The sequence below is a fragment of the Mangrovicella endophytica genome, from assembly GCF_002893625.1.
GTDB classification, from domain to species: Bacteria; Pseudomonadota; Alphaproteobacteria; order Rhizobiales; family Rhizobiaceae; genus Mangrovicella; species Mangrovicella endophytica.
Window position 1 is genome coordinate 247,551 of record NZ_PKMZ01000003.1, and the last position, 25,629, is coordinate 273,179.

The window sequence follows — 25,629 nt, forward strand, 5'->3', positions numbered from 1 at the left end:
TTGGCACAAGCGAGCGAGATCGTCCCCGGCTTCGACCGGCGCACCGCGGAGGCGCTCGCCAACCGGCAGCTGAAGATCGCCATCGACCGCACCGCGGGCACGGCCCGGGCCAAGCGCGCCGCGATCGTCGGCGAGTGGCCTGATTTCGCCGTCGCCCGTGCCCATGGCAAGGCGATCAAGGATCATGTCGTCGCCCATCTCGGCCACTACCTCGCCGAGTTCGAGCGCAATGCCGTGGCGTCCGGCGCCGTCGTCCACTTCGCGCGCACCGCCGATGAGGCCGCGACCATTGTCGTCGGCATCTGCGAGGCAGCGGGCGCCAAGCGCGTGACGCGCTCGAAATCGATGCTGGGCGAGGAGATCGGACTGCCGCACGCGCTGGAAGCAGCCGGCATCGAGCGCACCGAGACCGATCTTGCCGAGCACATCGTGCAGCTCGCGGGCGAACGGCCGAGCCACATCATCTGGCCGGCCATGCATAAGACGCGCGAGGAGATCCACGAACTGTTCAAGGCGGGTCACGCCGCGCCGGATCTCGGCGAAACGCCGGTGGAGATGGCGGCCTCGGCACGCCGCATCCTGCGGGAGAAGTTCCACGCCGCCGATGTCGGCATTTCCGGCGCCAACTTTCTCATTGCCGACAGCGGCAGCGTCGCCGTCGTCACCAATGAGGGCAATGCCGAGCTGACGACGACCTTGCCGCCCGTCCACATCGTCACCGCCGGCATCGAGAAGCTCGTCCCCTCCGCCGGCCACGCGCTGCAGATGCTGCGCCTCCTGGTGCGCTCGGCAACGGGGGCGGCGATGACGCAATACACGACCTTCCACACCGGCCCGAAGCGGGCGGGCGACGCGGACGGGCCGCGCGAGTTTCACATCGTTCTCGTCGACAATGGCCGCACCCGGATGCTCGCCGAGGAAGGCGGCCTGCGCGACATGCTCCGCTGCATCCGCTGCGGCGCCTGCATGAACCATTGTCCGGTGTTCAATCAGATCGGCGGCCACGCCTATGGCGGCACCTATCCCGGTCCGATGGGCGCGGTGCTGACGCCGGCGCTCGACGGCCTGTCCATGCAGACCCGCGATCTTGCCCATGCCTGCACACTGAACGGGCGCTGCCGCGAGGTCTGCCCGGTCGACATCCCGCTGCCGACGCTGCTGCGCGGCTGGCGCACCAAGAGCTGGCGGGAGGGGCTGGAGCCAGTGACGATGCGCTCCGGCCTCTCGCTCTGGCGCAGTCTTGCGACCCACCCGCTCGCTTATCGGCTGGGGGTGGCCGCCGCCTCGCTGGCGCTGCGGCTGATGGCTGGCCGGAGCCGGCGCATCCGGCGGCTGCCGTTGGTCGGCGGCGCCTGGACACGCCATCGCGACATGCCGGCGCCGTCCGGCTCGACCTTCCTCAACTCGGCCGCGGCACGCGCGCGCGCGCCCGGCAGAGGCAAGGGCGAAATCCGATGAGCGAGGCGCGGGACACGATCTTCGCGGCGATCCGCGGCGCCCTGGGGTCCCTCGCGGACACGCCGGCGGACGAAATCCGCCGCGAGGCGGCGCGGCTGCTGGAGACGCCGGAGCGGGTCCGCCCCATCCTGCCGGAGGGCACGGCGGTGGAGCTCTTCGTCGCGGCGGTGAAGCGCCTGCCGCCCGGCGCCTCGGTGGAGCGCGTGCTGGACATTTCCGCCGTACCGGCGGCCGTTGCAGCCCATCTGCAAAGGCTCGGCATCAGCGGCCTCGCGCGTATCCAGCCGGTGGCGCCGCTCGCGGGCCTCGATTGGCACAGCGCCGGCATCTCGGTGACGGAGACGGTGGACGAGGGGGTGGCCGTCACCTTCGTGGAGACCGGCATTGCCGAGACGGCAAGTCTCGTGGTGCGTTCGGGACCGGCGAGCGCCATCCTCGATTCCATTCTGCCGCTCCACCATGTCGCGGTGCTGCCGGCATCGGGGATCGTCCGCCATCTCGACGAGGCCTTCAGCCCCGCCGACCTCAAGGCCGGGCGCAACGTGATGATCGTCACCGGCCCCTCGGGCACGACCGACATCGAAGGCAATCTGGTGATCGGCGTCCACGGTCCGCGCACGCTGCACGTCGTCATCGTTGGCTGAGAGAGGGCGAGCGAAGGAACGTCGTCGCGGCATTCGATCAGCAGATATTCGCCTTATGGATGCGGCATTCCCTGAGGTAAGAAGGTCGACGCTGCAACGCCCGCATGGCATGAACGAAGCGTCGGAGCTGCCCGAACGCCGTCACATTGGCGCACTACGCAAATGCGAGGGAATACGGTAGACGAGCGGCATGACAGCCGATCGCGGTGCTGCTGCATGGTAGCCGCCGCCTTCGGCAGGAAGCCGCTCGAGCGGTTCTCACGTAGATGCGTCACGGGCCGGCACGGCCGCCCAACCAACAAGGATGACAGGATGATCGTCAACGCCAAGATCGTGCGGGCCGCAGTTGCGACCGCCCTTCTCGCCATCGGACTGCCGGCCGTGCCGGCCTTTGCCGCCGCCTGCGGCAACAATGGCGCCGGCTTCGGTCAGTGGCTCGACGACTTCAAGGGTCAGGCCGCCGCGAACGGTATTTCCCAGCGGACGATCGACAGCGCTCTCAGCGGTGTCACCTATGACAAGAAGGTCATCGGCCTCGATCGCAACCAGCATTCGATGAACCTGTCGCTGGATGCCTTCATGCAGCGCCGCGCCCCGGCCTCCTTCGTGACCAAGGGCAAGAAGATCATTCAGCAGAACGCCAAGCTGCTGAACTCCATCGAGCAGCGTTACGGCGTCCAGAAGGAAGTCTTGGTCGCGATCTGGGGCATGGAAACGGGCTTCGGCGCCAATTCCGGCAACATGCCGGTGTTCCGCTCGCTGGCGACGCTCTCCTATGACTGCCGCCGTTCCGACTTCTTCACCGAGGAACTAATGGCCGCCCTGCAGATCGTCGAGCGCGGCGACATGTCCGCTTCGGCGATGAAGGGTGCCTGGGCCGGCGAGATCGGCCAGACCCAGTTCCTCGCCAAGAACTATGTGCGCTTCGCCGTGGATGGCGATGGCGATGGCCGCCGCGACCTCATCCGCTCCAAGGCGGACGTTTTGGCCTCCACCGCGAACTTCCTGCGCCAGCATGGCTGGCAGCCGGGTGCCGGCTACCAGCAGGGCGAGCCGAACTTCGCGGGGCTGCGCGAGTGGAACAAGGCCGGCGTCTACCAGAAGGCGCTGGCCCTCTTCGCCTCCAAGCTCGCGAGCTGAGCCACCGGCTGGCCCGTCCCGCGGGCTGGGATTCCTCCGATCCTGACGGCCGGGCCAGCGCCCGGCCGTTTTGGTTCCGGCCCTACCTTGCGCCGTTCAGTCCGCGTCGAGTTCGGGATAGTGCCGGAAGATGCCGTCTTCGCTGAAGGGCAGGCGGCGGTCGCTGCCGAGATAGGCGATCAGCGTCGGCTCCGCCGCCACCAGCATCACCAGTCCGGCAATGCCGGGATAATCCGCCGCAATCGCCGCCATGCGGCGCGGAAAGGCGTAGGTGAGTCCCGCCATCACCTGGAAGAGGCCGAGATCGGCATAGGTGAGCGTCTCGCCGACGAGCCGTCCCTTGCCACCATTGGCCTGGAGGATTCGCTCGTACCAGCCGAGGAACTTCGGAATGCGCTCGCTCCGGAACTCCTGCGCACGCCGGGCCGCTTCGGCCTTCTGATCCTTATAATAGAGGCCGACACCAATGGGGTGATGGACGTCATGCGCCTCGGCGACGAGATCGGCGGTGGTGACCGCGATGGAGCGCGCGAAAAGCCGGCCCGCCTCGTCCTCGGGTGCCAGTCCGCGCCGCTCGCCCAGAAACGCTGCGATGCTGGCGGTCTGCGAGATCAGCCGGTTGCCGTCGATCAGGAAGGGCGGCGCGAAGGGGATATGGCCGTTGTGGCCGGTCTCCAGCAGCCGCATCATGGCGGAAACGCCGCCGCCTTCGCTCTCCGGCAGCCGCGCCATGTCGCGATAGGGAACCTCAGCGACCTCCAGCACCAGGCGGACGAACTCGCCGCGGCCCTGGATGGTCGGCCAGTAGTAGAGATCATAGGCCATGCGGATGTCCCCTCGAGCTTCGATTAGATGTTGATAGCATCGGGCTCGGCCGTGGGCGGCTCGTCCCCGGCGAGCCCAAGGCGTGTCAGCCGGAATGCCGCGGCGGCCGCCCGGTCCTGCTCGCACCCAAGCGTGAGCGCCATGCGACCGCCTTCGACGGCGTGGATCAGGCGGGCTGGCGCAGCGGCTTCAGTGCCGTCGCCCACTTCGCCAGCTCGTCCAGCATGGCCGTCGCCGAGACTTTGTGCAGCTCGTTCGGCTCGAAGACGTCGTCCTTGATGTGGTTGGTGAAGACCGGGATCACCACGCCTTCGGGGATGGGCATCATCTTCATGGTGGGAACGAGCTGCTTGGCGCCCTGCGCCGCCCGCATGCCGCCGGAGACGCCGCCATAGGAGACGAAGCCGACCGGCTTGTAGTGCCACTCGCGATGGAGGTAGTCGACGGCGTTGAAGAAGCTCGCCGGCGGCATGTAGTTGTACTCCGGCGTCACGAAGACGAAGGCGTCGGCCTTCGCCGTGATGGCGCTCCAGCGCTTGGTATGCTCGTGATGGTAGGTCTGCCGCGCCGGGTGTTCGGGCTCGTCGAAGAGCGGCAGCGCGACCTCCGCAAGATCCACCGGCGCGACATCGAAGCCGCCGTGCTCGCCGGCCGCCTTGACGAACCAGTCGGCGATGATCGGGCCCTTGCGGCCCGGGCGGGTCGAAACGGTGACGACGTTGAGGGTGAGATCAGCCATATCGGTCTCCATGTCCAAGGCGCTCGGCGGCTTAGATGAGGGCGGCCGCCGCCGCGGCAAGCCTGCCTGCCAGCGCCCGCTGTGCAGGTCAGGTCGATCAGGCTCCATGCGCTGCTGCGCGGCCTCTGGCGAGGGCTCGGAATGTCGACGCTGTGTTCGCCGTTCGGCGCGGCGCTTGTGTGAAGGAGCTACGTTCGCGTCGTCCAATGCGCCAGCGCCGGCGCAACCGTGGCCGTTCGGTAGCAGGCTGGAGAGATTCTAGGCTTCATTGCGCCTTTGCCCTTCCCCGAGCCGGCGATCGGTCTACCCTTTGACGGACCGCGATGAACGGGGCGCGGTGCGTGAGGGACGGCCGCAGTGGCGCAAGTATTCAGGGAGCGGGCGAACCTCTTCATGCGCCTCGGCCTCCTGGGGCTGGCCATCCTGCCGGGCTCGCTCGGGCTTCTCGGCTTCTCCTATTATCGATCGAGCGCCTATACCGGCGTCGGCCGCTATGTCGAGCAGCCGGTGCCCTTCTCGCATCGCCACCATGCCGGCGAGCTCGGCATCGACTGCCGCTACTGCCACACGGGTGTGGAAAAGGCGGCCTTTGCCGACCTGCCGCCGACCGAGACCTGCATGACCTGCCATTCGCAGATCTGGACGAATGCCGCGATGCTGGCGCCGGTGCGCAAAAGTCTTGCCGATAACCGGCCGCTGCGCTGGCAGCGCGTCACCAGCCTGCCGGACTACGTCTATTTCGACCACTCGGTCCATGTGTCGAACGGCGTCGGCTGCTCGTCCTGCCACGGCGACGTCGCCGCGATGCCGCTGATGGCCAAGGCCGAGCCGATGACCATGGGCTGGTGCCTCGATTGCCATCGCGATCCCGCCGCGAAGCTGCGGCCGGAAGAGGCGATCTTCGACATGCGCTGGCAGCCCCCGGCGGACCAGCCGGCGAAGGGTCGGGCGCTCCTCGCCCATTACGGCACCCGGGCCGAGCACCTCACCGATTGCTCCGTGTGCCACCGATGAGCGGCGCGATGGACTGGCAGCCTCGCGCGGCCTTCGTTGGTGGCGGAGAACCGCAACCTGCCATCGAGCGGCCGGACGAGTTCGTGCCGGCTGCGCGCACGGCGCCGCTCGACCGTCGCACCCTCCTGAAGCTGCTCGGCCTCTCCGCCGCGATCCCGCTCGCCGCCTGCGCGCCGCCGGCGGAGGAGATCGTGCCCTATGTTGAAATGCCCCAGGGCCTTCTGCCAAGCGTGCCCCGCGCCTACGCCACCGCCTTTGAGCTCGGCGGCATCGGGACGGGCGTGCTGGCGACGAGCCACGAAGGGCGCCCGACCAAGATCGAGGGAAATCCCGATCATCCGGGCTCGCGCGGCGGCACCGACGCCTTTGCTCAAGGCTCCATCCTGTCGCTCTACGATCCCGGCCGCGCCTCGCTGGTGCGTCACCGCGGCCAAATAGCCTCGATCGACGCCTTCCACGCGGCTGTGGCCGAGCGGCAGTCGGAATGGCTGGCGACCGGCGGCGAAGGCTTGCGGGTGCTGACCGGCGCGACGGCGTCGCCGACCTTCCACCGGCTGAAGCAGGCGCTGCAGAACCGCTTTCCGAAGATGGGCTGGCATGCCTATGAGCCGCTCGGGGCCGAGAATGCGCGCGGTGGCGCGGCGCTGGCCTTCGGCCGCCGGCTGCAGGCCGTCCTCGAGCCGGGCGAAGCCCGCGTGATCGTGTCGCTCGACGCCGATTTTGTGGGGCCCGGACCCGAACAGGCGCGGCTCGCCCGCGGCTTCGCCCGCCGCCGCATCGTCCGCCGCGCAGCCGAAGCTGGCGCCGGCGAACCGTTGCCGATGGCGCGGCTCCATGTGGCGGAGCCGACCATGACCGCGACAGGCGCCTCGGCGGACGAGCGCCTCGGCGTCCGCCGCTCGCGGATCGATGCCGTCGCCAGGGCCATCGCGGCGGGTCTTGGACTCCCGGTGGAGGCGCCGGCGCTGGCGCCGCGCGAGGCGGCCTTCGCGGCGGCTGCGGTGCGCGATCTTCGTGCCGCTGGGCCGCGGGCCCTGATCACCGTCGGCGAGGCACAGCCGCCGCATGTGCATGCGCTTGCCCTGGCGGTGAATGGCCACCTCGGTGCGATCGGCACGACGCTGCGCCTCGCCGTGCCCGGCGACGAGCCGCGTGCTCCGGCAGCCAGCATTGCGGATCTCGCGGCTGATATCAGGCGCGGCGCTGTTTCGGCGCTGCTGATCCTCGGTGGTAACCCGGCTTACGACGCGCCCGCTGATCTCGATTTCGAGGCAGCGCTGCGGAGCATTCGCTTCAGCGCGCGGCTCGGTCTCTACGAGGACGAAACCAGCGACGCCTGCCTGTGGCACGTACCGCAGCTCCATCCGCTGGAAGAGTGGTCCGACACGATCGCCGCCGATGGCACCGCCGCCGTCGTGCAGCCACTGGTCACACCGCTCTTCGAGGGTCACTCGCCGCTGGCGATCCTCGCCGCTCTCGGCGGGCGGCTCGACATCGCCGCCTACGACGCCGTGCGGGAGCACTGGCGTTTCCGCTTGGGCGAGGGTGGCGCGGCACCAGCAGGAGCGGTGGACGAGCGCTTCGAGGCGGCATGGCGGCAGGCGTTGAGCGAGGGTGTCATTTCCGGCACCGCCGGTACGGCGCTGGTCGCGGTGGGCGCCGCGACGCTGCCCGTGCTGCCACCGCTGCCGGGCGCCGATACGGCCGCAATGGAGATCACCTTCCATCCCGACCCGTCCGTCTGGGACGGGCGTTTTGCCAACAATGCCTGGCTGCAGGAAACGCCGAAGCCGGTGACCGGTCTCGTCTGGGGCAATGCCGCTTCGATTGCGCCGGGCGACCAGCGGCGCCTCGGCATCGCTGATGGCGACGAGATCGCGGTCGAGGTCGACGGCACACGCATCGTCATCCCGCAAATCGCCGTGCCAGGCCAAGCGGAGGGCTCGATCGCCCTGACGCTCGGCTACGGCCGGCGCGCCGGCTCGATCGCCCGCGGCGTCGGCACGGACGTCACGCCGCTGCGTCGGAGCGACCGGCTCTGGCAGGTGTCCGGTGCAACCGTCGGGCCGACCGGCGTCACCGTCGAGCTGGCGGTGCCGCAGGGCTCGCACGCCATGGAAGGGCGCGACATCGTTCGCACGAGGACGGTTGCGCAGGTCGAGGCGGAGCCACCGCGCAAAGCGGCGCCGCGCAAGCCCGCGACGCTCTACCCTGAATATCCGGCGGGGCCTTATGAATGGGCGATGGTCATCGACCAGACGCTCTGCATCGCCTGCAACGCCTGCGTCGTCGCCTGCCAGGCGGAGAACAATGTGCCGGTGGTCGGGCCGGAGGAGATCCGCCGCGGCCGCGACATGCACTGGTTGCGCATCGACAGCTACTTCGCCGGGTCGCAGGAGGCGCCGCGCGTCGTCTCGCAGCCTGTGCCCTGCATGCATTGCGAGAAGGCGCCCTGCGAGCCGATGTGCCCAGTCGAGGCCTCCGTGCACGATTCCGAGGGGCTGAACGTCCAGGTCTATAACCGCTGCATCGGTACGCGCGACTGCCAGTCGAACTGCCCCTACAAGGTGCGCCGCTTCAACTATTTCGGCTACGCCAACGGCCAGGAATTTGCCGATCTCGGCGAGCCGATCCTCCACGCTGCCCGCAACCCCGACGTGACGGTGCGCTCGCGCGGCGTCATGGAGAAATGCACCTACTGCGTCCAGCGGATTTCCGGGGCCCGCCGCGCCGCGGAGCGGGAGCACCGGACGATCGCAGACGGGGAGGTGATCACGGCCTGCAGTCAGGCCTGCCCGACCGAGGCGATCCGCTTCGGCAATCGTTCCGATCAGGCGTCGGAGGTGAACGCGCTGCGCCGCGAGCCGCACCATTACGCTCTCCTGGAAGAGCTCGGCACCCGTCCGCGCACCACCTATCTCGCTCGGGTCGAGAACCCGGCCGCAGTTGAGGCGGGCGCTGCGCACCCAGACGCCGCGCCGAAAGCAGGCGGTGCCGGATGAGCGCTGTCGCCGCCCCGTTGCATGTCGAGGCGAACGCGTCGCCGCCGCGGCTGCTACCGCCAGACGCCACCTATGGCGAGGTGACCGACATCGTCGCGAGCGGGATGGAGCGCCGCTTCGGCCGCGTCTGGTGGATCGCGCTGGGAGTCTCCCTCGTCGGCACGATCGTCATGCTGGCCTCGATCTGGACGCTTCTGAGCGAAGGCATCGGCGTCTGGGGCAACAACGCCATCGCCGTCTGGGGCTTTGACGTCGGCAACTATGTCTGGTGGATCGGCATCGGCAATGCCGGGACGCTGATCTCCTCCATGCTGCTCCTGACGCGCCAGCGCTGGCGGGCCGCGATCAACCGCTATGCCGAGGCGATGACGCTGTTCGCCGCCGCATTGGCAGGCCTCTACCCGCTGCTCCATCTCGGCCGGCCCTGGTATGCCTACTGGCTGGCGCCCTACCCGAACACCATGGACCTCTGGCCGCAATGGCGGAGCCCCTTGGTCTGGGACATGGTGGCGATCGCGAGCTACCTGATCTTCTCGGCTCTCTTCTGGTACACGGGCCTGATCCCCGACTTCGCCACGCTGCGCGACCGCTCGCGTGGCTTCCGACAGGTGGTCTACGGTGTCCTGGCGCTGGGATGGCAGGGCTCCTCGCGCCAGTGGAAGCACTACAAGTCTTTCTACACCGCGATGGCGGCGCTCGGGGTGCCGCTGGTCGTCTCGCTCCATTCCGTGGTCGGGCTCGACTATGCCGCAACGCTGATGCCCGGCTGGCAGGAAACGATCTTCCCGCCCTACTTCGTGGTCGGCGCGATGTTCTCAGGGTTCGCCATGGTGGTGACGCTGACCGTGCCGATCCGCTGGGGGCTTGGCCTGCAGCGCGTGATCACGGCGGAGCACCTCGACGCCATGGGCAAGTTCATCCTGTTCGGCGCGCTGGTGATGGGCCTGTCCTACGCGCTCGAATGGTTCAATGCCTGGTATGGCGGCAATGACGTGGAGCGCGATCTCGTGCTTTTCCAGTTCACCGGCGCCCATGCCTGGCTGTACTGGACGATGCTCGCCTGCAACTGCGCCGTGCCGCAGCTTCTCTGGTGGCCGGCGGCGCGGCGAAGTGCGGCGCTGCTCCTTGCAACCTCGGTCGCCGTGAATATCGGCATGTGGCTGGAGCGGCTGCTGATCAATATCGACACGCTGACGCACGGCCACCTGCCGGCGCGCTGGGGCTTCTACGTCCCGACGGTCTGGGACTGGACGCTCTTCGGCGGCAGCCTGTCGCTGTTCACGCTCCTGTTCCTCCTGTTCACTCGCTTCGTGCCGGCGGTCTCGATCCACGAGCTGCGCGAGCTGGCGCGGCAGGAAGGGGCGGCGCGATGAGGATGCTCGCCGAATTTGCCAGCGGCGATGCGCTGGTCGCCGCGGTCCGGGCGCTGCGGCAGGGCCATGCCGGACGTCTCGAGACCTTTACGCCGCTGCCGCTGCCCGAGCTCGATACGCTGGTCGACCCGGCGCCCTCGCGGCTGCGCCGGTTCATGGTCGTGGCGGCCCTTGCCGGCGCCCTGATGATGCTGGGTCTGCAATACTATTCCGCCACGATCGACTATCCCATCAACTCCGGCGGCCGGCCGCTCGCGGCTTGGCCGGCCTTTGCCGTCGGCGCGTTCGAGATCGCCATCCTCTCTGCCGCTGTCGCGGGCTTCGTCGCCCTCATCGTCCTCGGCGGACTGACCCGGCTGCATCATCCCGTCTTTGACTGGGAGGGGATCGAGCGGGCCAGCCGCGATGGGTTTTTCGTCGAGATCGCATTCGCGGACCGAGGCGCTGCTGATCGTGCCGAGAGCGAAGCCCTGGCGCGGCTGCTCGTGCAGCACGGCGCCGTCACGGTCATGGAACGACCGTCGTGAGGCGGGCGATCATCCTTCGGCCTGCCGCGGCGGTTCTTGTCGCCAGCGCGCTCGCCGGCTGCCGCGAGGATATGGAGGTGCAGCCCAAGCTCACCGCCTATTCCTCTGCCGCCGCCTTTGACCAGAACATGGCGGCGCGCCAGCCGCCGACCGGCACGCTCGACCGCGAGGCCCTCGAGCGCGAAGCCGCACTCGGCCGTCCCCCTGCGCCAAGCGAGGCTCTGATCCGCCGTGGCGCCGAGCGGTACAAGATCGCCTGCACGCCCTGTCATGGCGAGGCCGGGCTTGGCGACGGCATCGTGGTCCAGCGCGGCTTTCCGCAGCCACCCGCCTTCACCGAGCCGCGCCTGCTGGCCGCCGACGCCAGCCATGTCGTCGACGTCATCACCCATGGCTGGGGCGTCATGTACCCCTATGAGAACCGTGTCGCCCCGGCCGATCGATGGGCGATCGCGCTTTATGTGCGGGCGCTGCAGCTCGCCCAGACCGGCAAGGACGCCGCCGACCCTGCGCCGGCTCAGGCGGTGCAGCGATGAGCGCGGCGATTATGGGGAGCCGGCAGCAGCGGCGGCCGACACGCACGCGCCTCGGTCTTGCAGCGACCGGTCTCGTCGTCGCGGTTGTAGCCGTCCTCATACCCGCCGTGGCGCGCGGCTTCCTGCCCGCCTGGATCCTGCTCGTCTCAACCGGCGTCGGCGCTGCCGTGCTTCGGCATATCCATGCGCTGACCGGCGGGCGCTGGGGCGAGGCGACGGCGCCGACGCTCCGAGCGCTGGCCGCCACCGTTCCGCTCGCGGCACTCGGCGGCGCCGTGCTGCTGCTGACGCTGCCGGCACTTTACCCTTGGGCCCGCAACGGGGCGACCGTACCATCCGACGTCGCCGCGCTCTACCTCGCACCGCTCGGCTTCGGCATCCGGGCGGTGCTGGTCCTCCTGCTGTGGAGCGGCGTCGCGCTCGTAGCGGCACGGGGCGCCCGTCCAAACCGCGCTGTCGCAGCCGGCTCGCTGGTCATCCACGCGCTCTGCGTCAATGTCGCCGCGGTCGACTGGATCATGTCCATCGAGCCGCACTGGAACTCGTCGGCCCTCGGGGCGCTGCTGGCGATCACGCAGATCGCCCTGGCACTGGCGATCCTGGCGGCCGTCGATGCGGCTTGCGATGTGGGGGGCGGGCGGCGGGGTGACGTGGCGAAGCTGCTCCTCGCCGCCGTTCTCGGCGTCGCCTACCTCCTCTTCATGCAGTTCCTGGTACAGTGGTCTGGCAACCTGCCGGAGAAGGTCGCCCACTACCTGACGCGCCGCGCGCCGATGTGGACGGGCTGCCTGATGGCCGCGACAACCTTCGGCTTTGTGCTGCCCGTCGCCATCCTGTCGCGCACCGCGCTGCGGGCAGAGCGCGGGCCGGTGCGCCTGGCCGGGTTCTCGGCGCTCGCCGGGCTGGCGCTGCTCGTCCTCTGGCAGGTCCTGCCGCCCTTCCGCGACGCGGTAGCAAATGGGATCGGCATCGGGCTCGCCGTTGCCGCCGCCGGTGCCGCGTCCTTCGTTGGGGCAGGCGCGCAAGCGCGGCTACGGGCGGAGGATGCACCACCGGGCGATGCTTCGCGCCGAACTCACGGCGAGGCGACGCTTGGCTGACACGCTGCCGACCCTGCCGCAGGAAAGCCCCGAGGTGCGCTCCGGCGCGGTCGCCGTGCCGATGCTGGCGGTGCTGAGCGTCGTCGTTGCGGTGCTGGCGCTTCTATGCGGCGTGTTCTGGTGGATGTTCGGCACCTTGCCGTCGCGCGTTCCGGAGGCGCCGGTGAGCACCTTCCCAGCCCCTCATGTCACCGATGTCGGCACCGGCGAGCTGGCACGCGTGAGGACGCAGGGTGCGGTCGATCTCACGGTTCGCGCCGCAATCCCGATCGAGGCGGCGATGGACGCCGTGCTCGCCCGGCCCGATCCGTTCGCACCATTGATCCCGGCGAGCGCCGTGCCGGACAGCCCCGCCGTCAGGGCGATCCAGGCGCTAGCAGCCGCTGGCGGCACGTCCCCTCGGGGGAGAGAGGCGCGCCCCGCGGCCAGCGGTTCGGCCGCAACCCTAGACGATCAGGCCCGTGTTCCCGCCAGCGCTCTTCGCGGCACGCCCGGCTATCTCCCGCCGGCCGGCAGCGCCACGCCCGAGGTGACGCGATGAGGTGCCGAGCCTTTGCCCTGCTGTTCCTGGCACTGCTCCTGCCGACGGTGTCGGCGGAAGGCGGCCTGACCCGTGCGGAGCTGCGCGAGGCGGGCTTTGCCGACCGTACCGGCCAGATGCTGCCAGGCGACCTCACGCTCACTGATGCCGCCGGCGCGACCTTGAAGCTGGAGAACCGGCTCGGCGGCCGGCCGGCGCTTCTCGCCTTCGTCGACTACACCTGCGAGACCGTCTGCGGCGTCGCGGCCGAGGCGCTGGCCGGCGCCGCGACGGGCCTGACGCTGCGGCCGGGCGAGGACTACCGGATGCTCGTCGCTGGCTTCGACCCGCGCGACACGACCGCCGATCGCGATGCCTGGCTCGCCGTCCATCCCGCCGTCGCCGCGCTCGGCCGTGGTGCCGTCCTGTCGGCGTCGCCGGCGGCGACGCGGCGCCTGACGGAAGCGGCCGGCTTCGAAGCCGTCTACGATGCCGAGCACGATCAATTCGCCCACCCCGCCGGCGCGCTTCTCATCGGCGCGGACGGCCGCATCCTGCGCGCACTCGACCTCGTTTCGCTGGATCCGGACACGCTGCGGCTCGCTCTTGTCGAGGCGTCCGGCGGCGCGGCCGGCTCGCTTCTCGATCGGGCGATCCTCTCCTGTTACGGCTGGGACGCCGCCACCGGACGCTACACGCCGGTGGTCAGCATGGCGCTGATGGGCTCCGGCCTCTTCACCGTGGCGGCCATCCTGCTCTTCCTGGCGCTGATGCTGACGCGCGAACGCCGCTCGGCACCCGGGCCGGACGGGAGGCGCGGCGCATGAACGAGCCCGGCATCTGGCTGCCGCAGGCCTCCAGCGAGGCGGCCGCGACCGACACGATCCTGATCGCCCTCCTGGTCGTTTCCAGCGCCATCGTGCTGCTCGTCGCCGGCCTGATCACCGTTTTTGCCATACGCTACCGAAAGGGCTCGCCGGCGAGCCGCGAGCCGCTGCCGTCCATCTTTGCCCGGGACGTCGAATTCGGCTGGACCTTCGCCACGCTCGGCCTGTTCATCGCGATCTTCGCCTGGGCGGCGTCGCAGAACATCACCCTGGCCCATCCGCCCGCGGCGCGGATGGAGATCCATGTGCTGGCCAAGCGGTGGATGTGGAAGGTCGAGCATGCCGGCGGGCAGGGCGAGATCGACGAGCTGCACGTACCGGCCGGCGAGCTGGTCGAGCTGATCATGCAGAGCGAGGACGTGATCCATTCCTTCTACGTACCGGCCTTCCGGGTGAAGCAGGACGTCGTGCCCGGCCACACCGAGCGGCTGCGCTTCACGCCGGAGAAGCCGGGGACCTACCATCTCTTCTGCGCCGAATACTGTGGCACCGATCATTCGCGCATGATCGGCCGCGTCGTCGTCCAGTCGCCGGAGGAGTTTGCGGCCTGGCTCACCCGCCAGCCGCAGGAGGACGATCTCGCCAAGTCGGGGCGACAGCTCTTCGTGCGCTTCGGCTGCGCCGGCTGCCACGAAGGGCAGGCGTCGGTGCGCGCCCCACGCCTTTCCGGCCTCTTCGGCGCGCCGGTGCAACTCGCGGACGGCCGCACGGTGACGGCGGACGACGCCTATGTCAGGGATTCGATCCTGCAGCCGAAGCGCGACATCGTCGCCGGCTATGATCCGGTGATGCCGAGCTTTGCCGGCGTCGTCAGTGATGGCGAGATCGCCGGGCTCACCGCCTATATCCGCGCGCTCCGCGCCCCTGCTGATGGAGGCGTGTATTGAGCGACATCCCGCTTCGCGACGTCCGACTGGAGACCGATCCGCATGTCGGCTTCGAGACGAGCTATCTCGGCGAGGGATTCTCGCTGTGGTCCTGGTTGACCACCACCGACCACAAGCGCATCGCCATCCTCTACCTCATCTCGACGACGATCTTCTTCTTTCTCGGCGGTGCCGCGGCGGTGCTGATCCGCCTCGAACTGTTCACGCCCCAGGGCGACCTTCTGACGGCCGAAGCCTACAACCGCACCTTCACGCTGCATGGCGTGATCATGGTCTGGTTCTTCCTGGTGCCGGTGATCCCGACCGTGCTCGGCAACTTCCTGCTGCCGTTGATGATCGGCGCCAAGGATGTCGCCTTTCCCCGGCTGAACCTCTTCTCCTGGTATCTCAACATCATCGGCGGCGGGCTTGCCGTTGCGGCGATGCTGGCCGGAGGCGTCGATACCGGCTGGACCTTCTACACGCCCTATTCGACGATCTATTCCAACGGCCATGTCTCGCTGACCGCGATCGGTGTCTTTGTCGCGGGCTTCTCGACGATTGCCACCGGCATCAACATGATCGTCACCGTCCATACCCTGCGCACAAACGGCATGCGCTGGTTCCGCCTGCCGCTTTTCGTATGGGCGATCTATGCCACCAGCCTGATCATGCTTCTGTCGACGCCGGTGCTTGCCATGGTGCTGGTGCTGATCATCGCCGAGCGGCTGTTCGGCCTCGGCGTCTTCAATCCCGATCTCGGCGGCGACCCGATCCTCTTCCAGCACCTGTTCTGGTTCTATTCGCACCCGGCCGTCTACATCATGATCCTGCCGGGTATGGGCGTCGTCACCGAGGTGATCACCTGCTTCGCCCGCCGCCGCGTCTTCGGCTACCAGTTCATGGTCTATGCGCTGCTCGGCATCGCCGTGATCGGCTTCTTCGTCTGGGGCCACCACATGTTCACGAGCGGGCAGTCCATGTACGCCTCGCTCGCCTTCTCCATGCTGTCCTTCCTCGTCGCGGTGCCCTCGGCGATCAAGGTGTTCAACTGGACGGCGACGCTCTATCGCGGCCAGATCACCTGGGAAGCCTCGATGATCTACGCGCTCGGCTTCGTCGGCCTCTTCACCATGGGCGGGCTGACCGGCCTCTTCCTCGCCTCGGTGCCCGTCGACATCCATGTCCACGACACCTACTTCGTCGTCGCCCATTTCCACTACATCATGGTCGGCGGCATGGTGTCGGCCTTCTTCGCCGGCCTGCACTTCTGGTGGCCGAAGATCACCGGCCGCCTCTATCCCGAATTTGTCGCGCAGATTGCCGCCGGGATGATGTTCGCCGGCTTCAACCTCACCTTCTTTCCGCAATTCATCCTCGGCAATCTCGGTATGCCGCGGCGCTACTACGCCTATCCGCCGGAGTTCCAGGTCTGGCACGTCCTGTCCTCGGCGGGCGCGGTGATCCTCGCCTTCGCCTATCTCCTGCCGATGGCCTACCTGTTGTGGTCGCTGATCTGGGGCAAGCGTGCCGGCGACAATCCGTGGGACGCCAGCGGTCTGGAGTGGCAGACCCGCTCCCCGCCCCCGAAGCACAATTTCGTCGAAGCACCCTTCGTCTCCGAAGACGTCTACGACTACCATCCGGAGAACGCGCCGCGCGGCAGCGGTGCGGACGACAGGCGTTATGACGACCGGGATATCGCCGGCGAGAAGGCGGACGCCGCGGAGAGCGGACGACGCCATCGGGCGGCCGAGACGCCGCCGGCAACCGCGCAGGCGCGGCGTGCAAGCAAGACCCGCGAACCGTCGGATGGGGAGGGCCGATGAGCAGCACCGTCGCCGGCCACTTTCACGACCACCGCCAGCAGAGCCGCGCCAACACGCTCGGCCTCTGGATCTTCCTGGCGACCGAGGTGCTGTTCTTCGGCGCCCTCTTCGCCGCCTATCTCATCTACCGCGTCCTCTACCCGCAAGCCTTCGAGACGGCGGCGCGCGAAACGGAAATCGCCATTGGCACGCTCAACACGGCGCTGCTCCTGACCTCCAGCGCGAGCGTTGCGATGGCGGTGAAGACGGCGCGGCTAGGGCAGCGGCGGGCGACGATGGTGCTTCTCGGGGTGACGCTCGCGCTCGGCCTCGGCTTCCTCGCAGCAAAGGGTTTCGAGTACCACTCGGACTTAACCAAGCACCTCTGGCCGGGCTCCGCGGACTTTCCCCTCGACCCGCCGCAGACCCGGATCTTCTGGGCGCTCTACTGGATCATGACCGGCATTCATGCCGTCCATGTCACCGCCGGGCTCGGCCTCTGGGCGGTGATCCTGACCATGATCGCCCGGCGCAGCTTCCCGCTGGAAAGCTCCGACAAAGTCGAGATCGCCGGGCTCTACTGGCACCTCGTCGATCTCGTCTGGATCTTCCTGTGGCCGATCCTCTACCTCGTAGGACGGTCATGAGCGCCCGCCCGCACAAGGCTGCGTCGGCGGCAGAGCCGCGGGAGAAAACGCTGCGGGCGTGGCTGCGGGAATTTCGCGCCGAGCTCATTGTCTGGCTGGCTCTGATGCTGCTGGCGGCTGCGACCTTCGTGCTGGCTTACCTGCCGCTCGGGCCATTCCATCCGCTGACATCGATGGGCATCGCCGTCGCCAAGGCGCTGGTGGTGGCGCTGTTCTTCATGCATCTGAAGCGCGAGAGCGCGACGATCCGGCTTGCAGCGGCGGCCGGCCTCGTCTTTCTCGGCGTCCTCTTCACCCTGACGCTGGCGGACTACCTGTCGCGCCCGCCGGGTGTCGAGCTGGACGCCGTGCGCGCCACAAGGGCACAGACGCCGCAGCAGCCTTGAGCGCGAACGTTCCGGATTTCGCCGTGGCTGCGCCGACGCTTCAAAAGGTCAGGCCGCGGCGGCCTCTTCCTCCAGCGTCAGGTCGCGCAGGATAGCGTGCATCTTGTGGCCGCCGAGCCGGGCCGGATCGAAGCCGCGGGTCAGGCCGATTGCCGCAAAGCGCTGGGCATTTTCGGCGGAGTGGCCAACGAAACCCATAGCCCAGTTGGAGAAGGAGCGCTGTGCGATCGGCTCCAGTGCCAAGAGCGAGACATCGCCGTGGCGCTCGTCCTGCTGGATGCGCTCGAACGTTGCCTCCACCGCTGCGAGCGGGCCCTCCAGCACCTGCGCGAACACGCCGGCATTGAACAGGAGTGCGCCGGTGATGCCCGCCGCCTCGTTGTTGCGGCGGCTAGCGGCGAGGATTGCGTCGACCTCCGCCTCAAAGACGCTGGCATCGCCCGCGATGGCATTCCGGCTGTAATAGACGAGCTGGTAGAGGGACATGGTCACTCCGAAAGAAAGGGATGGATGCCGTCGGCCGGCATTGGCCGGCCGGTGAGGTAGCCCTGCACATGGGTGCACTGCTCGTCGCGGATGCGCGCGAGCTGCTCCGGTGTCTCGACGCCTTCCGCGGTGATCGCCATGCCGAGACTCAGCCCGAGGCTGGCGATCGCCTTCAGGATTGCTTCGCTGTCCTCGTCCGAACCCTGCACGAAGGAGCGGTCGATCTTGATCTTGTCGAAGGGGAATTTCTGCAGATAGCTCAGCGACGAGTAGCCCGTGCCGAAATCGTCCATGGAGATCTTCACGCCGAGGGCCTGCAGGGCGTGCAGCGTCTTCAGGACATTGACGGTGTCCTCCAGGAGGGCGCCCTCGGTGATTTCGATCTCCAGCCGCTGGGGCGATAGGCCCGAATGGGCGAGCGCCGAAACCACCGTCTCCACCAGCGTGTCGGACTTGAACTGCACCGGCGAGATGTTCACCGCCACGGTCATCGGCTCCGGCCAGGTCGCGGCGGTGGCACAGGCGGTGCGCAGCACCCATTCGCCGATCTTGGCGATCAGCCCGGTCTCCTCGGCGAGCGGGATGAAGTCCATCGGCGGCACGCGCCCGCGCACCGGGTGATCCCAGCGGATCAGCGCCTCGAAGCCGATCACCCGGTCGTCGCGAAGATCGACGAAGGGCTGGTAGTGAACGGCGAACTGCTTCAGCGCCAGCGCCCGCCGCAGGTCGATCTCAAGCTCGCGCCGATATTTGAGGGCGGCGTCCATGCCGGTTTCGAAGGTGCGGAAGCGGCCGCGCCCGGCACGCTTGGCCTCGTAGAGCGCAAGGTCGCCGTTGCGCAGCATGTCGCGCGGGCCATTGCCGGCTTCCGCCACCGCGACGCCGACGCTGGCACCGATATTAACCGTGTGGCCGCTGAGGACGTAGGTGCGCCCGATCAGGTCCACCAGCCGTGCGGCCAGGCGCTCGGCGTCTTCGGGCGACGCGATGCCCGTCTGCACCACCACGAACTCGTCGCCGCCAATCCGCGCCACACAGTCGCCCTTGCGGCAGGCGGAGCGGATACGCTCCGCGACGCGCGCCAGAAGCACGTCGCCGACGCCGTGGCCGAGCGTGTCGTTGACGACCTTGAAGCGGTCGAGGTCGATGCAGTGGATGGCGACGCGTCCGGCGCCGCCGTCCTCCGCCACGAGCGCACGTTCGATCCCGTCATTCAGGCCGTTGCGCTTCAGGAGCCCGGTCAGTTCGTCCGTATCGGCGATCGCCGCAGGCGTCGCGCTCTCGTCCGGGAAGAGGCTGAGCACCCGGCCATAGGCGCTCGGCGGCCCGGCGAGTGCGCGGTAGCGGGCATGCGTCTTGGAGGCGAGCGTCAGGGCCGAGCCGCGGGCGATCAGCCGCTCGAAGCTCTCATCCGAACCGGGGAAAATCTCGGCAAAGGGCAGGCCGGCGATCCAGCCGCCGAGGGCAACCTGCGCGGCGCCGTTGGCATAGATCACCTCGCCGTCGTCGCTGATGACGATGACCGGGTGAGGCAGCGCGTTGAGGATGGCGTCCGGTGGCGGAGAAGCTTCGGGCGCGTGGAGGGATTGGGGGGACATCCGCTCGTTCGACGATTAACGTTTGACGCATCGTGACCCGACAACCCTGCGAAGTTGTGAAGCAAGGGATTGGACCGCTTAAAGGAGCGGCGGAGATGGGCAAGAGGGTTAAGGGAGGATGGAGACGACGCGCCGGGAGGCTCAGGTCCCTGTCAGGACGTAGGGCCGTCGACGATGACATGCGCATGGTCGAGCGAGCATCGCTCGATGCGGGCCTCGACCTTGTAGACGTCCCTCAGCATCTCGACCGTCACGACGTCGCGCGGATCGCCGCAGGCCCGCATGCGGCCGTCGGCGATGACGAGGACCGTGTCGGCGAAGCGCAGCGCCTGGTTGAGGTCGTGAATGGCGATCAGCACGATCATGCCCTTCGAGCGGGCCTGCTGGCGCATGAAGGCGAGCACTTCGACCTGACGATGGAGATCGAGCGCGCTCGTCGGCTCGTCCATCAGCATGATCTCAGGCTCGCGCACCAGCGCCTGCGCGATCGAGACGAGCTGGCGCTGTCCGCCCGACAGTGCACCGAGGTCGCGGAAGGCGATCGGCGTGATGTTCAGGGCATTCATGATGCCGTCGATGAAGCGAAGGTCGGACTCGCTCACGCCCCAGGACTGGCCCTGCTTGCGCGCGAGCAGGATCGATTCATAGACGGTGAGCACGGCGTTCGCCGCCGTGTCCTGCGGCATGTAGGTGATGGTGTTCTTCGTCCGCGCGCCGTCCACCACCACTTCGCCCGGGCCTTTAAGGATGCCTGTGATTCGCTTGAAGAGCGTCGACTTTCCTGCCGCGTTCGGACCGATCACCGCGACGACCTCGCCCGAGCGCATCGTAGGCGTGGTGACGCCTTCGACGAACAGCCGGCGGCCGTGATAGGCGCCGACCGACCGCAGCTGCAGGGCTACCATGACCGGCTCCTGTTGGAGAGGATCAGCGAGAAGAAGAACGGCACGCCGACGAGCGCCGTGATGATGCCGATCGGGAAGACCACGCCGGGAATGATCGACTTCGACACGATCGAGGTGAGCGACAGGAGCAGCGCGCCGGAGAGGATGGAGCCGGGCAGGAAGAAGCGCTGATCCTCGCCGAGGATCATCCGGGCAATATGCGGCCCGACGAGACCGACGAAGCCGATCGTGCCGACAAAGCTGACAGGGATCGCGGCAAGCAGCGAGATGACCAGCATCGTCTCCAGCCGGATGCGACGCACATTGACGCCGAAGCTTGCCGCCTTGTCCTCGCCGAGGCGGATCGCCGTGAGCGCCCAGGCGTTGCGGGCAAAGAGCGGCAGGGCGATCAGGAGCACGGCGAGCGTCATCCAGATCTTCGGCCAGGTCGCCTTGGTGAGGCTGCCCATCGTCCAGAACACCACCGCAGAGAGCGCCTGCTCGGAGGCGAGGTACTGCAGGAAGGCGAGCAGCGCGTTGAAGGTGAAGACCAGTGCGATGCCGAGGAGCACCACTGTCTGCACCGAGACGCCGCGCGCCTGCGAGACGAAGTGGATGAAGAGGGTGGCCACCAGCGCCATGATGAAGGCGTTGGCGGGCACCAGCATGCCGGCCGCGACCGGAAGGAGGGGCACGCTGGTGACGATCGCCAGCGCCGCGCCGAAGCTGGCGGCGGCTGATATGCCGAGGGTGAAGGGGCTGGCGAGCGGATTGGCGAGGATCGTCTGCATCTGTGCGCCGGCGACCGAAAGGGCCGCGCCGACGACGATCGCCATGATCGCGACCGGCATGCGGATGTCCCAGACGACGGCGCGGATCTGCGGCGAGACCGAGGCGGGATCGAACAGCGCCGCGGCGACGTCGCTAAGGGCGTAGCGCGCCGGTCCCCAGGCGAGATCCACCGCGAAGGACAGGCAGAGGGCGGCCGTCATCGCCGCGAGGATCAGGAGCTTGCGCCGGGCGAGCGCGCGATACTTCGTCCGCCCGGCCTCCATCGGGACCGCCGCGATCTCGGTCATCCCGCGCTACTGCGCCGCCTTGGCGTCGACCCAGTAGCCCGGCTGGTACGCGACCGGCAGGAACTTCTCGTGGAAGTCCTTGAAGGTTGCGTCCGGATCAAGATCGGCGAACAGCTCGGGGTGGAACCACTTGGCCAGGCGCTGCACCGCGACGAACTGGTAGGGGCTGGCATAGAACTGGTGCCAGATCGCGTGCACCTCGTTGTTCTTCACCGCCGTGGAGCCGGTGAAGGCAGGGTTCTCCATCAGCGCGTTCAGCGCCTTGCGGCTGTCGTTTGCTGTGGCCGCCGCGTTCGGGCCGACGGTGACGAAGTCCTTGGCGTCCTTGGTGTTCGACCAGTTGGCGCCGGTCACCACGACGACGTCGGGATTGGATGCCACCACCTGCTCGGCATTGATGCTGCCGGTGTAGCCGGGCAGGAAGTCCGAGCCGAGATTGTGGCCCCCGGCAAGATCCACCATCAGGCCGAAATTGTCCGGGCCGAACGTGCCGCAGCACTCCACCAGGCCGGCGGCGCGATACATGAAGACCTTCGGCTCGGCCGGCTTCTTGTCCTTCAGCCTGTCCGTCACCCGGGCCATCTCGGTCTTCCAGTAGGACGCCAGGGCTTCGGCCCGATCCTCATGGTCGAACATCTTGCCAAGGATCTTCAGGCTGGGCTCGGTATTGTCGAGGATGTGGACGCGGAAATCGACATAGACGATCTTCGCGCCGAGACCCTTCAGCGTCTCCTCCAGCTTGACCTCGTCGGCGGCCTCCTTGTCGCCGATGGTCAGAAGCACGACGTCCGGCTTCAGATCGACGAGGGTTTCGGTCTGCAGCGTGCCATCCGTCAGGCTGCCGAGGAAGGGGATGTCCTTCCCCTTCGGGAACTTCGCGACATAGGCGGCGTAGCCGTCGCCGTCATTGTTCTTCAGATCGTTGCGCCAGCCGACGATCTTGGCGAAGGGATCGTCCTTCTCGATCGGCGCGACGGCGTAAAGAAGGCGCCCCTCGCCGAGGATGACGCGCTCGGCCGGCTTGTCGAAGGCAATCTCGCGGCCCGCGACGTCGGTGATCGTGAAGGACTGGGCGAAAGCGGGAAGCGGCAGGAGCCCCATCAACGCGACCGTGGACACTGCGACGATTCTCATGACACCCATCTGGAAGCTCCCCTTACGTCTGCTAATGTCGCAGCCTTATGAAACATGACCGTCGCGATCAAGTTATTTCGGGAACTGGTTCGACGGGGCGACGAACCGGCTGATGCGCACCATGAATGCCAATTTCACTATCCGCGACGAGATCCGCGAATTCTGGTCGGACCGGGCGGCGACCTTCGACGAGAGCGTCGGTCACGAGATCTTCTCCGAGGCCGAACGCCGCGGCTGGCAGCGCCTGATCCGCAAGCATCTGGGCGCCGGATCAGGCCGTGCGGCGCTCGATCTCGCCTGCGGCACGGCGGTGATCTCGCATCTGATGCATGACGCGGGTTTCAGGGTGACCGGGCTCGACTGGTCGGATGCGATGCTGGCCCGGGCGCGCGCCAAAGCCAGAGAGCGTGGCGCCGACATCCGCTTCATCTCGGGCGATGCGGAAAACACCATGGAGCCGGCGGAGAGCTACGACGTCATCACCAACCGCCATCTCGTCTGGACGCTGGTCGATCCGCGCGCAGCGTTCCGCGAGTGGTTCTCAGTCCTGAAGCCCGGCGGCAAGGTTCTGATCGTCGACGGCAACATGCGCCGGGAGACCTGGGTCAAGGCGCTGCAGGCGCTCTGGACCAAGCTGTCCGGCAAGGCGCCCACGAGCGCCATGAGCCCGGAGATGCTGGCGCGCCATCAGAGCATCTGGTCGCGCGTGCATTTCGCCGAAGGCATGCCCGCCGAGGCCGTGGTGGCGCTGCTGCACGAAGCCGGGTTCGAAAACGTCGTGGTCGACCGCAACCTCACCGACATCCATTGGGCGCAGGCCCGCAAGATGGGATTCCTGCGCGGACTCGACCGCATGGCGCAGGACCGTTTTGCCATCTCGGCGACGAAGCCGAGCAGGGCATAAGGACAGGCGGCGGCGGGTGGACGTGGCCCGCGGGCTGTGCCGCGCCGCGGGGGCATGGGTCGTTTCCCATCCAGCGGGAGGACGACGATGAAGCGCTAGGCCGGTGCTGATGACGTCCAGCGGCGGAACGGACAAGCCCGTATCCGCTCGTTAGCCCCTCACGCCGCCAGCATCTCAGGCTCGGGCGCTCGGGCACCGGTCATCAGGGCGACGGCGTCTGACATGGTCGAGGTCTTCGGGTCGATGACGCAGAGGCGCCGGCCGAGCCGGTGCACATGGATGCGGTCGGCGATCTCGAAGACATGCGGCATGTTGTGCGAGATCAGGACGATCGGCAGGCCGCGCGAGCGCACCTCCAGGATCAGGTCGAGGACGCGCCGGCTCTCCTTGACGCCGAGCGCGGCCGTCGGCTCGTCCATGATCACCACCTTGGAGCCGAAAGCGGCAGCGCGCGCCACCGCGACGCCCTGGCGCTGGCCGCCCGATAGTGTTTCCACCGGCTGGTCGATGTTCTGGATGGTCATCAGGCCGAGCTCGGACAGCTTCTCGCGGGCGATGCGCCGCATCTTCGGCTTGTCGAGCATGCGGAAGGCCGAACCGAGCACGCCCTCGCGCCGGATCTCGCGGCCGAGGAACATGTTGTCGGCGATGGAGAGCGCTGGGGAGAGCGCCAGGTTCTGGTAGACCGTCTCGATGCCGGCGTCGCGCGCCGCCTGGGGATTGTCGAAGGACACGGGCTTGCCGTCGAGGCGGATCTCGCCGCCATCCGGCGTCACCGCGCCCGTCAGCGCCTTGATCAGCGTCGACTTGCCGGCGCCGTTGTCGCCGATCACGGCGAGAATCTCGCCCCGGTAGAGGTCGAAGTCGGCCGAACCGAGCGCGACGACGCGGCCGTAGCGCTTCACAAGGCCGCGGGCGGTGAGGACGGGTTCGGGGCGCATCAGGCGGAGACCTTTCTGATCCACTGGTCGGCGGCGACCGCGAGCACGATCAGCGCGCCGACGGTGAGGCGCGTCCATTGCGGGTCGGTGCCCCAGATCCTGAGACCCATGGCGAAGACGCCGACGATCAGCGCGCCGATCAGCGTGCCGAGCACCGAGCCGCGCCCGCCGAAGAGCGACGTGCCGCCGATGACGACGGCGGTGATCGACTGGATGTTGGCCTCGTAGCCCGAGGTTGGGCTGACCGAGCCGAGGCGCCCGATGATCGCCCAGCCCGCCAGCGCGCAGATGCAGCCGGCCGTGACATAGACGCCGAAGAGCGTGCGGCCCGTGCGGATGCCGGACAGGCGCGCGGCGTCCTCGTCGTCGCCGATCGCATAGACGTGCCGCCCCCAGGCCGTGTGGTTGAGGACGTACCAGAAGATGAGGACGAGCAGCACCATGAAGACGGCGCCGTAGGTGAGGACGGCGCCGCCGATCTTGAAGCTGGTACCGAGGAACTGCAGGAGCGGCGCGTTGGCGGAAACGTCCTGCGCGCGGATCGTCTCGTTGGCGGAATAGATGAAGTTGGTCGCCTCGAAGACGAACCAGGTGCCCAGCGTGACGATGAAGGGCGGCAGGCGCACGAAGGCGACGAGCGCGCCGTTGATCGCCCCGCAGATCATGCCGACGCAGAGACCGGCGCCGAGCGCCAGCGGCGCCGGTACGCCGTGGTGGAAGGCGAGCTGGCCCATGATCACCGAGGAGAGCACCATGATGGCGCCGACCGACAGGTCGATGCCGGCGGTGAGGATGATCAGCGTCTGCGCGACGCCGACGATGCCGACGATCGTCACCTGCTGGAGGATCAGCGTCAGGGTGAAGGCGTTGAAGAAGCGCCCGCCGACGAGCATGCCGAAGACGGCGACGCCGACGAGCAGCACCAGCACCGGCACCAGCGTCGGATTGGCATGGAGGGCATGCTGGAGGTGGTCGAGCGGCCCGCGCCGCGACGGCTTGAAGTCGGCAACGCGCGTATCGGCGGCGGCAAGGCCCGCCTCGTAGCTGGCGCCGGTCGGCGGCTTGGCCGTCTCACTCATCGCCGTTCCTCCGGTGGTCGTTCAGTATCTAGATCGGCCGGCACAGGAAGCC

The 25,629-nt window shown here is 68.1% G+C and carries 25 protein-coding genes; 16 read left to right on the plus strand and 9 right to left on the minus strand.

Going from position 1 to position 25,629, the window contains the following annotated elements:
* From C0R46_RS10035 to C0R46_RS10045, 3 genes are all read left to right on the plus strand, one after another.
* Entirely contained in the window at positions 1-1,458 is a 1,458-nt protein-coding gene (locus C0R46_RS10035; protein ID WP_198598287.1) for a lactate utilization protein B, read from the plus strand.
* Positions 1,455-2,102, plus strand: coding sequence for a LutC/YkgG family protein (locus tag C0R46_RS10040; RefSeq protein ID WP_102959485.1), 648 nt, complete (start codon positions 1,455-1,457; stop codon positions 2,100-2,102). The genes C0R46_RS10035 and C0R46_RS10040 overlap by 4 nt, the downstream gene beginning before the upstream one ends.
* A 312-nt stretch (positions 2,103-2,414) precedes the next feature.
* Positions 2,415-3,242, plus strand: coding sequence for a lytic murein transglycosylase (locus C0R46_RS10045; RefSeq protein ID WP_102959486.1), 828 nt, complete (start codon positions 2,415-2,417; stop codon positions 3,240-3,242).
* A 96-nt stretch (positions 3,243-3,338) separates the two neighbouring features.
* Here C0R46_RS10045 and C0R46_RS10050 read toward each other — a convergent pair whose 3' ends face one another.
* A complete protein-coding gene (locus C0R46_RS10050; protein ID WP_102959487.1) occupies positions 3,339-4,067 on the minus strand; it encodes a glutathione S-transferase in 729 nt (242 codons plus the stop codon).
* A gap of 166 nt (positions 4,068-4,233) precedes the next feature.
* A complete protein-coding gene (locus C0R46_RS10060) occupies positions 4,234-4,806 on the minus strand; it encodes an NADPH-dependent FMN reductase (RefSeq protein WP_102959759.1) in 573 nt (190 codons plus the stop codon).
* A gap of 357 nt (positions 4,807-5,163) precedes the next feature.
* Between C0R46_RS10060 and C0R46_RS10065 the strand changes: the two genes are divergently transcribed.
* From C0R46_RS10065 to C0R46_RS10120, 12 genes are read left to right on the plus strand one after another with little or no spacing between them, the layout of a single operon-like run.
* Positions 5,164-5,820: a cytochrome c3 family protein gene (locus C0R46_RS10065; protein WP_245413512.1), complete on the plus strand. Its 657-nt coding sequence runs from the start codon at positions 5,164-5,166 to the stop codon at positions 5,818-5,820.
* Between the two features lie 8 nt (positions 5,821-5,828).
* On the plus strand, positions 5,829-8,822 hold the full coding sequence (locus tag C0R46_RS10070; protein ID WP_102959490.1) for a 4Fe-4S dicluster domain-containing protein: 2,994 nt from the start codon (positions 5,829-5,831) through the stop codon (positions 8,820-8,822).
* Positions 8,819-10,195: an NrfD/PsrC family molybdoenzyme membrane anchor subunit gene (locus tag C0R46_RS10075; protein ID WP_102959491.1), complete on the plus strand. Its 1,377-nt coding sequence runs from the start codon at positions 8,819-8,821 to the stop codon at positions 10,193-10,195. Before C0R46_RS10070 ends, C0R46_RS10075 begins: the two co-directional genes overlap by 4 nt.
* Positions 10,192-10,722, plus strand: coding sequence for a DUF3341 domain-containing protein (locus C0R46_RS10080; RefSeq protein WP_102959492.1), 531 nt, complete (start codon positions 10,192-10,194; stop codon positions 10,720-10,722). The genes C0R46_RS10075 and C0R46_RS10080 overlap by 4 nt, the downstream gene beginning before the upstream one ends.
* Positions 10,719-11,258 (plus strand): c-type cytochrome, encoded by a 540-nt coding sequence (locus C0R46_RS10085; protein ID WP_245413513.1) that lies wholly within the window; start codon positions 10,719-10,721, stop codon positions 11,256-11,258. The genes C0R46_RS10080 and C0R46_RS10085 overlap by 4 nt, the downstream gene beginning before the upstream one ends.
* Positions 11,255-12,358, plus strand: a complete 1,104-nt coding sequence (locus C0R46_RS10090; RefSeq protein ID WP_157944613.1) for a hypothetical protein — start codon at positions 11,255-11,257, stop codon at positions 12,356-12,358. Before C0R46_RS10085 ends, C0R46_RS10090 begins: the two co-directional genes overlap by 4 nt.
* Complete coding sequence (locus C0R46_RS10095; RefSeq protein WP_157944614.1) at positions 12,351-12,899, plus strand: hypothetical protein; 549 nt, start codon at positions 12,351-12,353, stop codon at positions 12,897-12,899. The genes C0R46_RS10090 and C0R46_RS10095 overlap by 8 nt, the downstream gene beginning before the upstream one ends.
* Complete coding sequence (locus C0R46_RS10100; RefSeq protein WP_102959495.1) at positions 12,896-13,705, plus strand: thioredoxin domain-containing protein; 810 nt, start codon at positions 12,896-12,898, stop codon at positions 13,703-13,705. Before C0R46_RS10095 ends, C0R46_RS10100 begins: the two co-directional genes overlap by 4 nt.
* Complete coding sequence (coxB, locus tag C0R46_RS10105; RefSeq protein ID WP_102959496.1) at positions 13,702-14,652, plus strand: cytochrome c oxidase subunit II; 951 nt, start codon at positions 13,702-13,704, stop codon at positions 14,650-14,652. Before C0R46_RS10100 ends, coxB begins: the two co-directional genes overlap by 4 nt.
* A 5-nt stretch (positions 14,653-14,657) precedes the next feature.
* Positions 14,658-16,460, plus strand: a complete 1,803-nt coding sequence (ctaD, locus tag C0R46_RS10110) for a cytochrome c oxidase subunit I (protein ID WP_245413540.1) — start codon at positions 14,658-14,660, stop codon at positions 16,458-16,460.
* A complete protein-coding gene (locus C0R46_RS10115) occupies positions 16,457-17,086 on the plus strand; it encodes a cytochrome c oxidase subunit 3 (protein WP_102959497.1) in 630 nt (209 codons plus the stop codon). The genes ctaD and C0R46_RS10115 overlap by 4 nt, the downstream gene beginning before the upstream one ends.
* Positions 17,083-17,472 (plus strand): cytochrome C oxidase subunit IV family protein, encoded by a 390-nt coding sequence (locus tag C0R46_RS10120; protein WP_102959498.1) that lies wholly within the window; start codon positions 17,083-17,085, stop codon positions 17,470-17,472. Before C0R46_RS10115 ends, C0R46_RS10120 begins: the two co-directional genes overlap by 4 nt.
* A gap of 48 nt (positions 17,473-17,520) precedes the next feature.
* On the opposite strand, the gene C0R46_RS10125 is transcribed toward C0R46_RS10120, so the two are convergent.
* From C0R46_RS10125 to C0R46_RS10145, 5 genes are all read right to left on the minus strand, one after another.
* On the minus strand, positions 17,521-17,958 hold the full coding sequence (locus C0R46_RS10125) for a BLUF domain-containing protein (RefSeq protein WP_198598289.1): 438 nt from the start codon (positions 17,956-17,958) through the stop codon (positions 17,521-17,523).
* A 2-nt stretch (positions 17,959-17,960) separates the two neighbouring features.
* Complete coding sequence (locus tag C0R46_RS10130; RefSeq protein WP_102959500.1) at positions 17,961-19,556, minus strand: putative bifunctional diguanylate cyclase/phosphodiesterase; 1,596 nt, start codon at positions 19,554-19,556, stop codon at positions 17,961-17,963.
* 152 nt (positions 19,557-19,708) lie between these two features.
* Complete coding sequence (locus C0R46_RS10135) at positions 19,709-20,461, minus strand: ABC transporter ATP-binding protein (RefSeq protein ID WP_102959501.1); 753 nt, start codon at positions 20,459-20,461, stop codon at positions 19,709-19,711.
* Complete coding sequence (locus tag C0R46_RS10140) at positions 20,455-21,519, minus strand: FecCD family ABC transporter permease (RefSeq protein ID WP_102959502.1); 1,065 nt, start codon at positions 21,517-21,519, stop codon at positions 20,455-20,457. Before C0R46_RS10140 ends, C0R46_RS10135 begins: the two co-directional genes overlap by 7 nt.
* 6 nt (positions 21,520-21,525) lie before the next feature.
* Positions 21,526-22,662: an ABC transporter substrate-binding protein gene (locus tag C0R46_RS10145; RefSeq protein WP_102959503.1), complete on the minus strand. Its 1,137-nt coding sequence runs from the start codon at positions 22,660-22,662 to the stop codon at positions 21,526-21,528.
* 103 nt (positions 22,663-22,765) lie between these two features.
* Between C0R46_RS10145 and C0R46_RS10150 the strand changes: the two genes are divergently transcribed.
* Entirely contained in the window at positions 22,766-23,557 is a 792-nt protein-coding gene (locus C0R46_RS10150) for a class I SAM-dependent methyltransferase (protein WP_102959504.1), read from the plus strand.
* A 158-nt stretch (positions 23,558-23,715) separates the two neighbouring features.
* Here the strand turns inward: C0R46_RS10150 and C0R46_RS10155 are convergent, their stop codons facing one another.
* Both C0R46_RS10155 and C0R46_RS10160 read right to left on the minus strand, forming a co-directional pair.
* Positions 23,716-24,498, minus strand: coding sequence for an ATP-binding cassette domain-containing protein (locus C0R46_RS10155; protein ID WP_102959505.1), 783 nt, complete (start codon positions 24,496-24,498; stop codon positions 23,716-23,718).
* Positions 24,498-25,577 carry an ABC transporter permease gene (locus C0R46_RS10160; protein ID WP_102959506.1) on the minus strand — a complete coding sequence of 360 codons (1,080 nt, stop codon included), beginning with the start codon at positions 25,575-25,577 and terminating at the stop codon, positions 24,498-24,500. The genes C0R46_RS10155 and C0R46_RS10160 overlap by 1 nt, the downstream gene beginning before the upstream one ends.
* Positions 25,578-25,629: the final 52 nt, after the last annotated feature.

What these genes read in the sequence shown, in the direction of transcription:
- C0R46_RS10115 (WP_102959497.1), top strand. Translation starts at nt 16,457, where the DNA reads ATGAGCAGCACCGTCGCCGGCCACTTTCACGACCACCGCCAGCAGAGC.
- C0R46_RS10060 (WP_102959759.1), bottom strand. Translation starts at nt 4,806, where the DNA reads ATGGCTGATCTCACCCTCAACGTCGTCACCGTTTCGACCCGCCCGGGC.
- C0R46_RS10135 (WP_102959501.1), bottom strand. Translation starts at nt 20,461, where the DNA reads ATGGTAGCCCTGCAGCTGCGGTCGGTCGGCGCCTATCACGGCCGCCGG.
- C0R46_RS10070 (WP_102959490.1), top strand. Translation starts at nt 5,829, where the DNA reads ATGGACTGGCAGCCTCGCGCGGCCTTCGTTGGTGGCGGAGAACCGCAA.
- C0R46_RS10125 (WP_198598289.1), bottom strand. Translation starts at nt 17,958, where the DNA reads ATGTCCCTCTACCAGCTCGTCTATTACAGCCGGAATGCCATCGCGGGC.
- C0R46_RS10160 (WP_102959506.1), bottom strand. Translation starts at nt 25,577, where the DNA reads ATGAGTGAGACGGCCAAGCCGCCGACCGGCGCCAGCTACGAGGCGGGC.
- C0R46_RS10155 (WP_102959505.1), bottom strand. Translation starts at nt 24,498, where the DNA reads ATGCGCCCCGAACCCGTCCTCACCGCCCGCGGCCTTGTGAAGCGCTAC.
- C0R46_RS10140 (WP_102959502.1), bottom strand. Translation starts at nt 21,519, where the DNA reads ATGACCGAGATCGCGGCGGTCCCGATGGAGGCCGGGCGGACGAAGTAT.
- C0R46_RS10040 (WP_102959485.1), top strand. Translation starts at nt 1,455, where the DNA reads ATGAGCGAGGCGCGGGACACGATCTTCGCGGCGATCCGCGGCGCCCTG.
- C0R46_RS10120 (WP_102959498.1), top strand. Translation starts at nt 17,083, where the DNA reads ATGAGCGCCCGCCCGCACAAGGCTGCGTCGGCGGCAGAGCCGCGGGAG.
- C0R46_RS10045 (WP_102959486.1), top strand. Translation starts at nt 2,415, where the DNA reads ATGATCGTCAACGCCAAGATCGTGCGGGCCGCAGTTGCGACCGCCCTT.
- coxB (WP_102959496.1), top strand. Translation starts at nt 13,702, where the DNA reads ATGAACGAGCCCGGCATCTGGCTGCCGCAGGCCTCCAGCGAGGCGGCC.
- C0R46_RS10100 (WP_102959495.1), top strand. Translation starts at nt 12,896, where the DNA reads ATGAGGTGCCGAGCCTTTGCCCTGCTGTTCCTGGCACTGCTCCTGCCG.
- C0R46_RS10075 (WP_102959491.1), top strand. Translation starts at nt 8,819, where the DNA reads ATGAGCGCTGTCGCCGCCCCGTTGCATGTCGAGGCGAACGCGTCGCCG.
- C0R46_RS10080 (WP_102959492.1), top strand. Translation starts at nt 10,192, where the DNA reads ATGAGGATGCTCGCCGAATTTGCCAGCGGCGATGCGCTGGTCGCCGCG.
- C0R46_RS10150 (WP_102959504.1), top strand. Translation starts at nt 22,766, where the DNA reads ATGCGCACCATGAATGCCAATTTCACTATCCGCGACGAGATCCGCGAA.
- C0R46_RS10130 (WP_102959500.1), bottom strand. Translation starts at nt 19,556, where the DNA reads ATGTCCCCCCAATCCCTCCACGCGCCCGAAGCTTCTCCGCCACCGGAC.
- C0R46_RS10145 (WP_102959503.1), bottom strand. Translation starts at nt 22,662, where the DNA reads ATGGGTGTCATGAGAATCGTCGCAGTGTCCACGGTCGCGTTGATGGGG.
- C0R46_RS10050 (WP_102959487.1), bottom strand. Translation starts at nt 4,067, where the DNA reads ATGGCCTATGATCTCTACTACTGGCCGACCATCCAGGGCCGCGGCGAG.
- C0R46_RS10090 (WP_157944613.1), top strand. Translation starts at nt 11,255, where the DNA reads ATGAGCGCGGCGATTATGGGGAGCCGGCAGCAGCGGCGGCCGACACGC.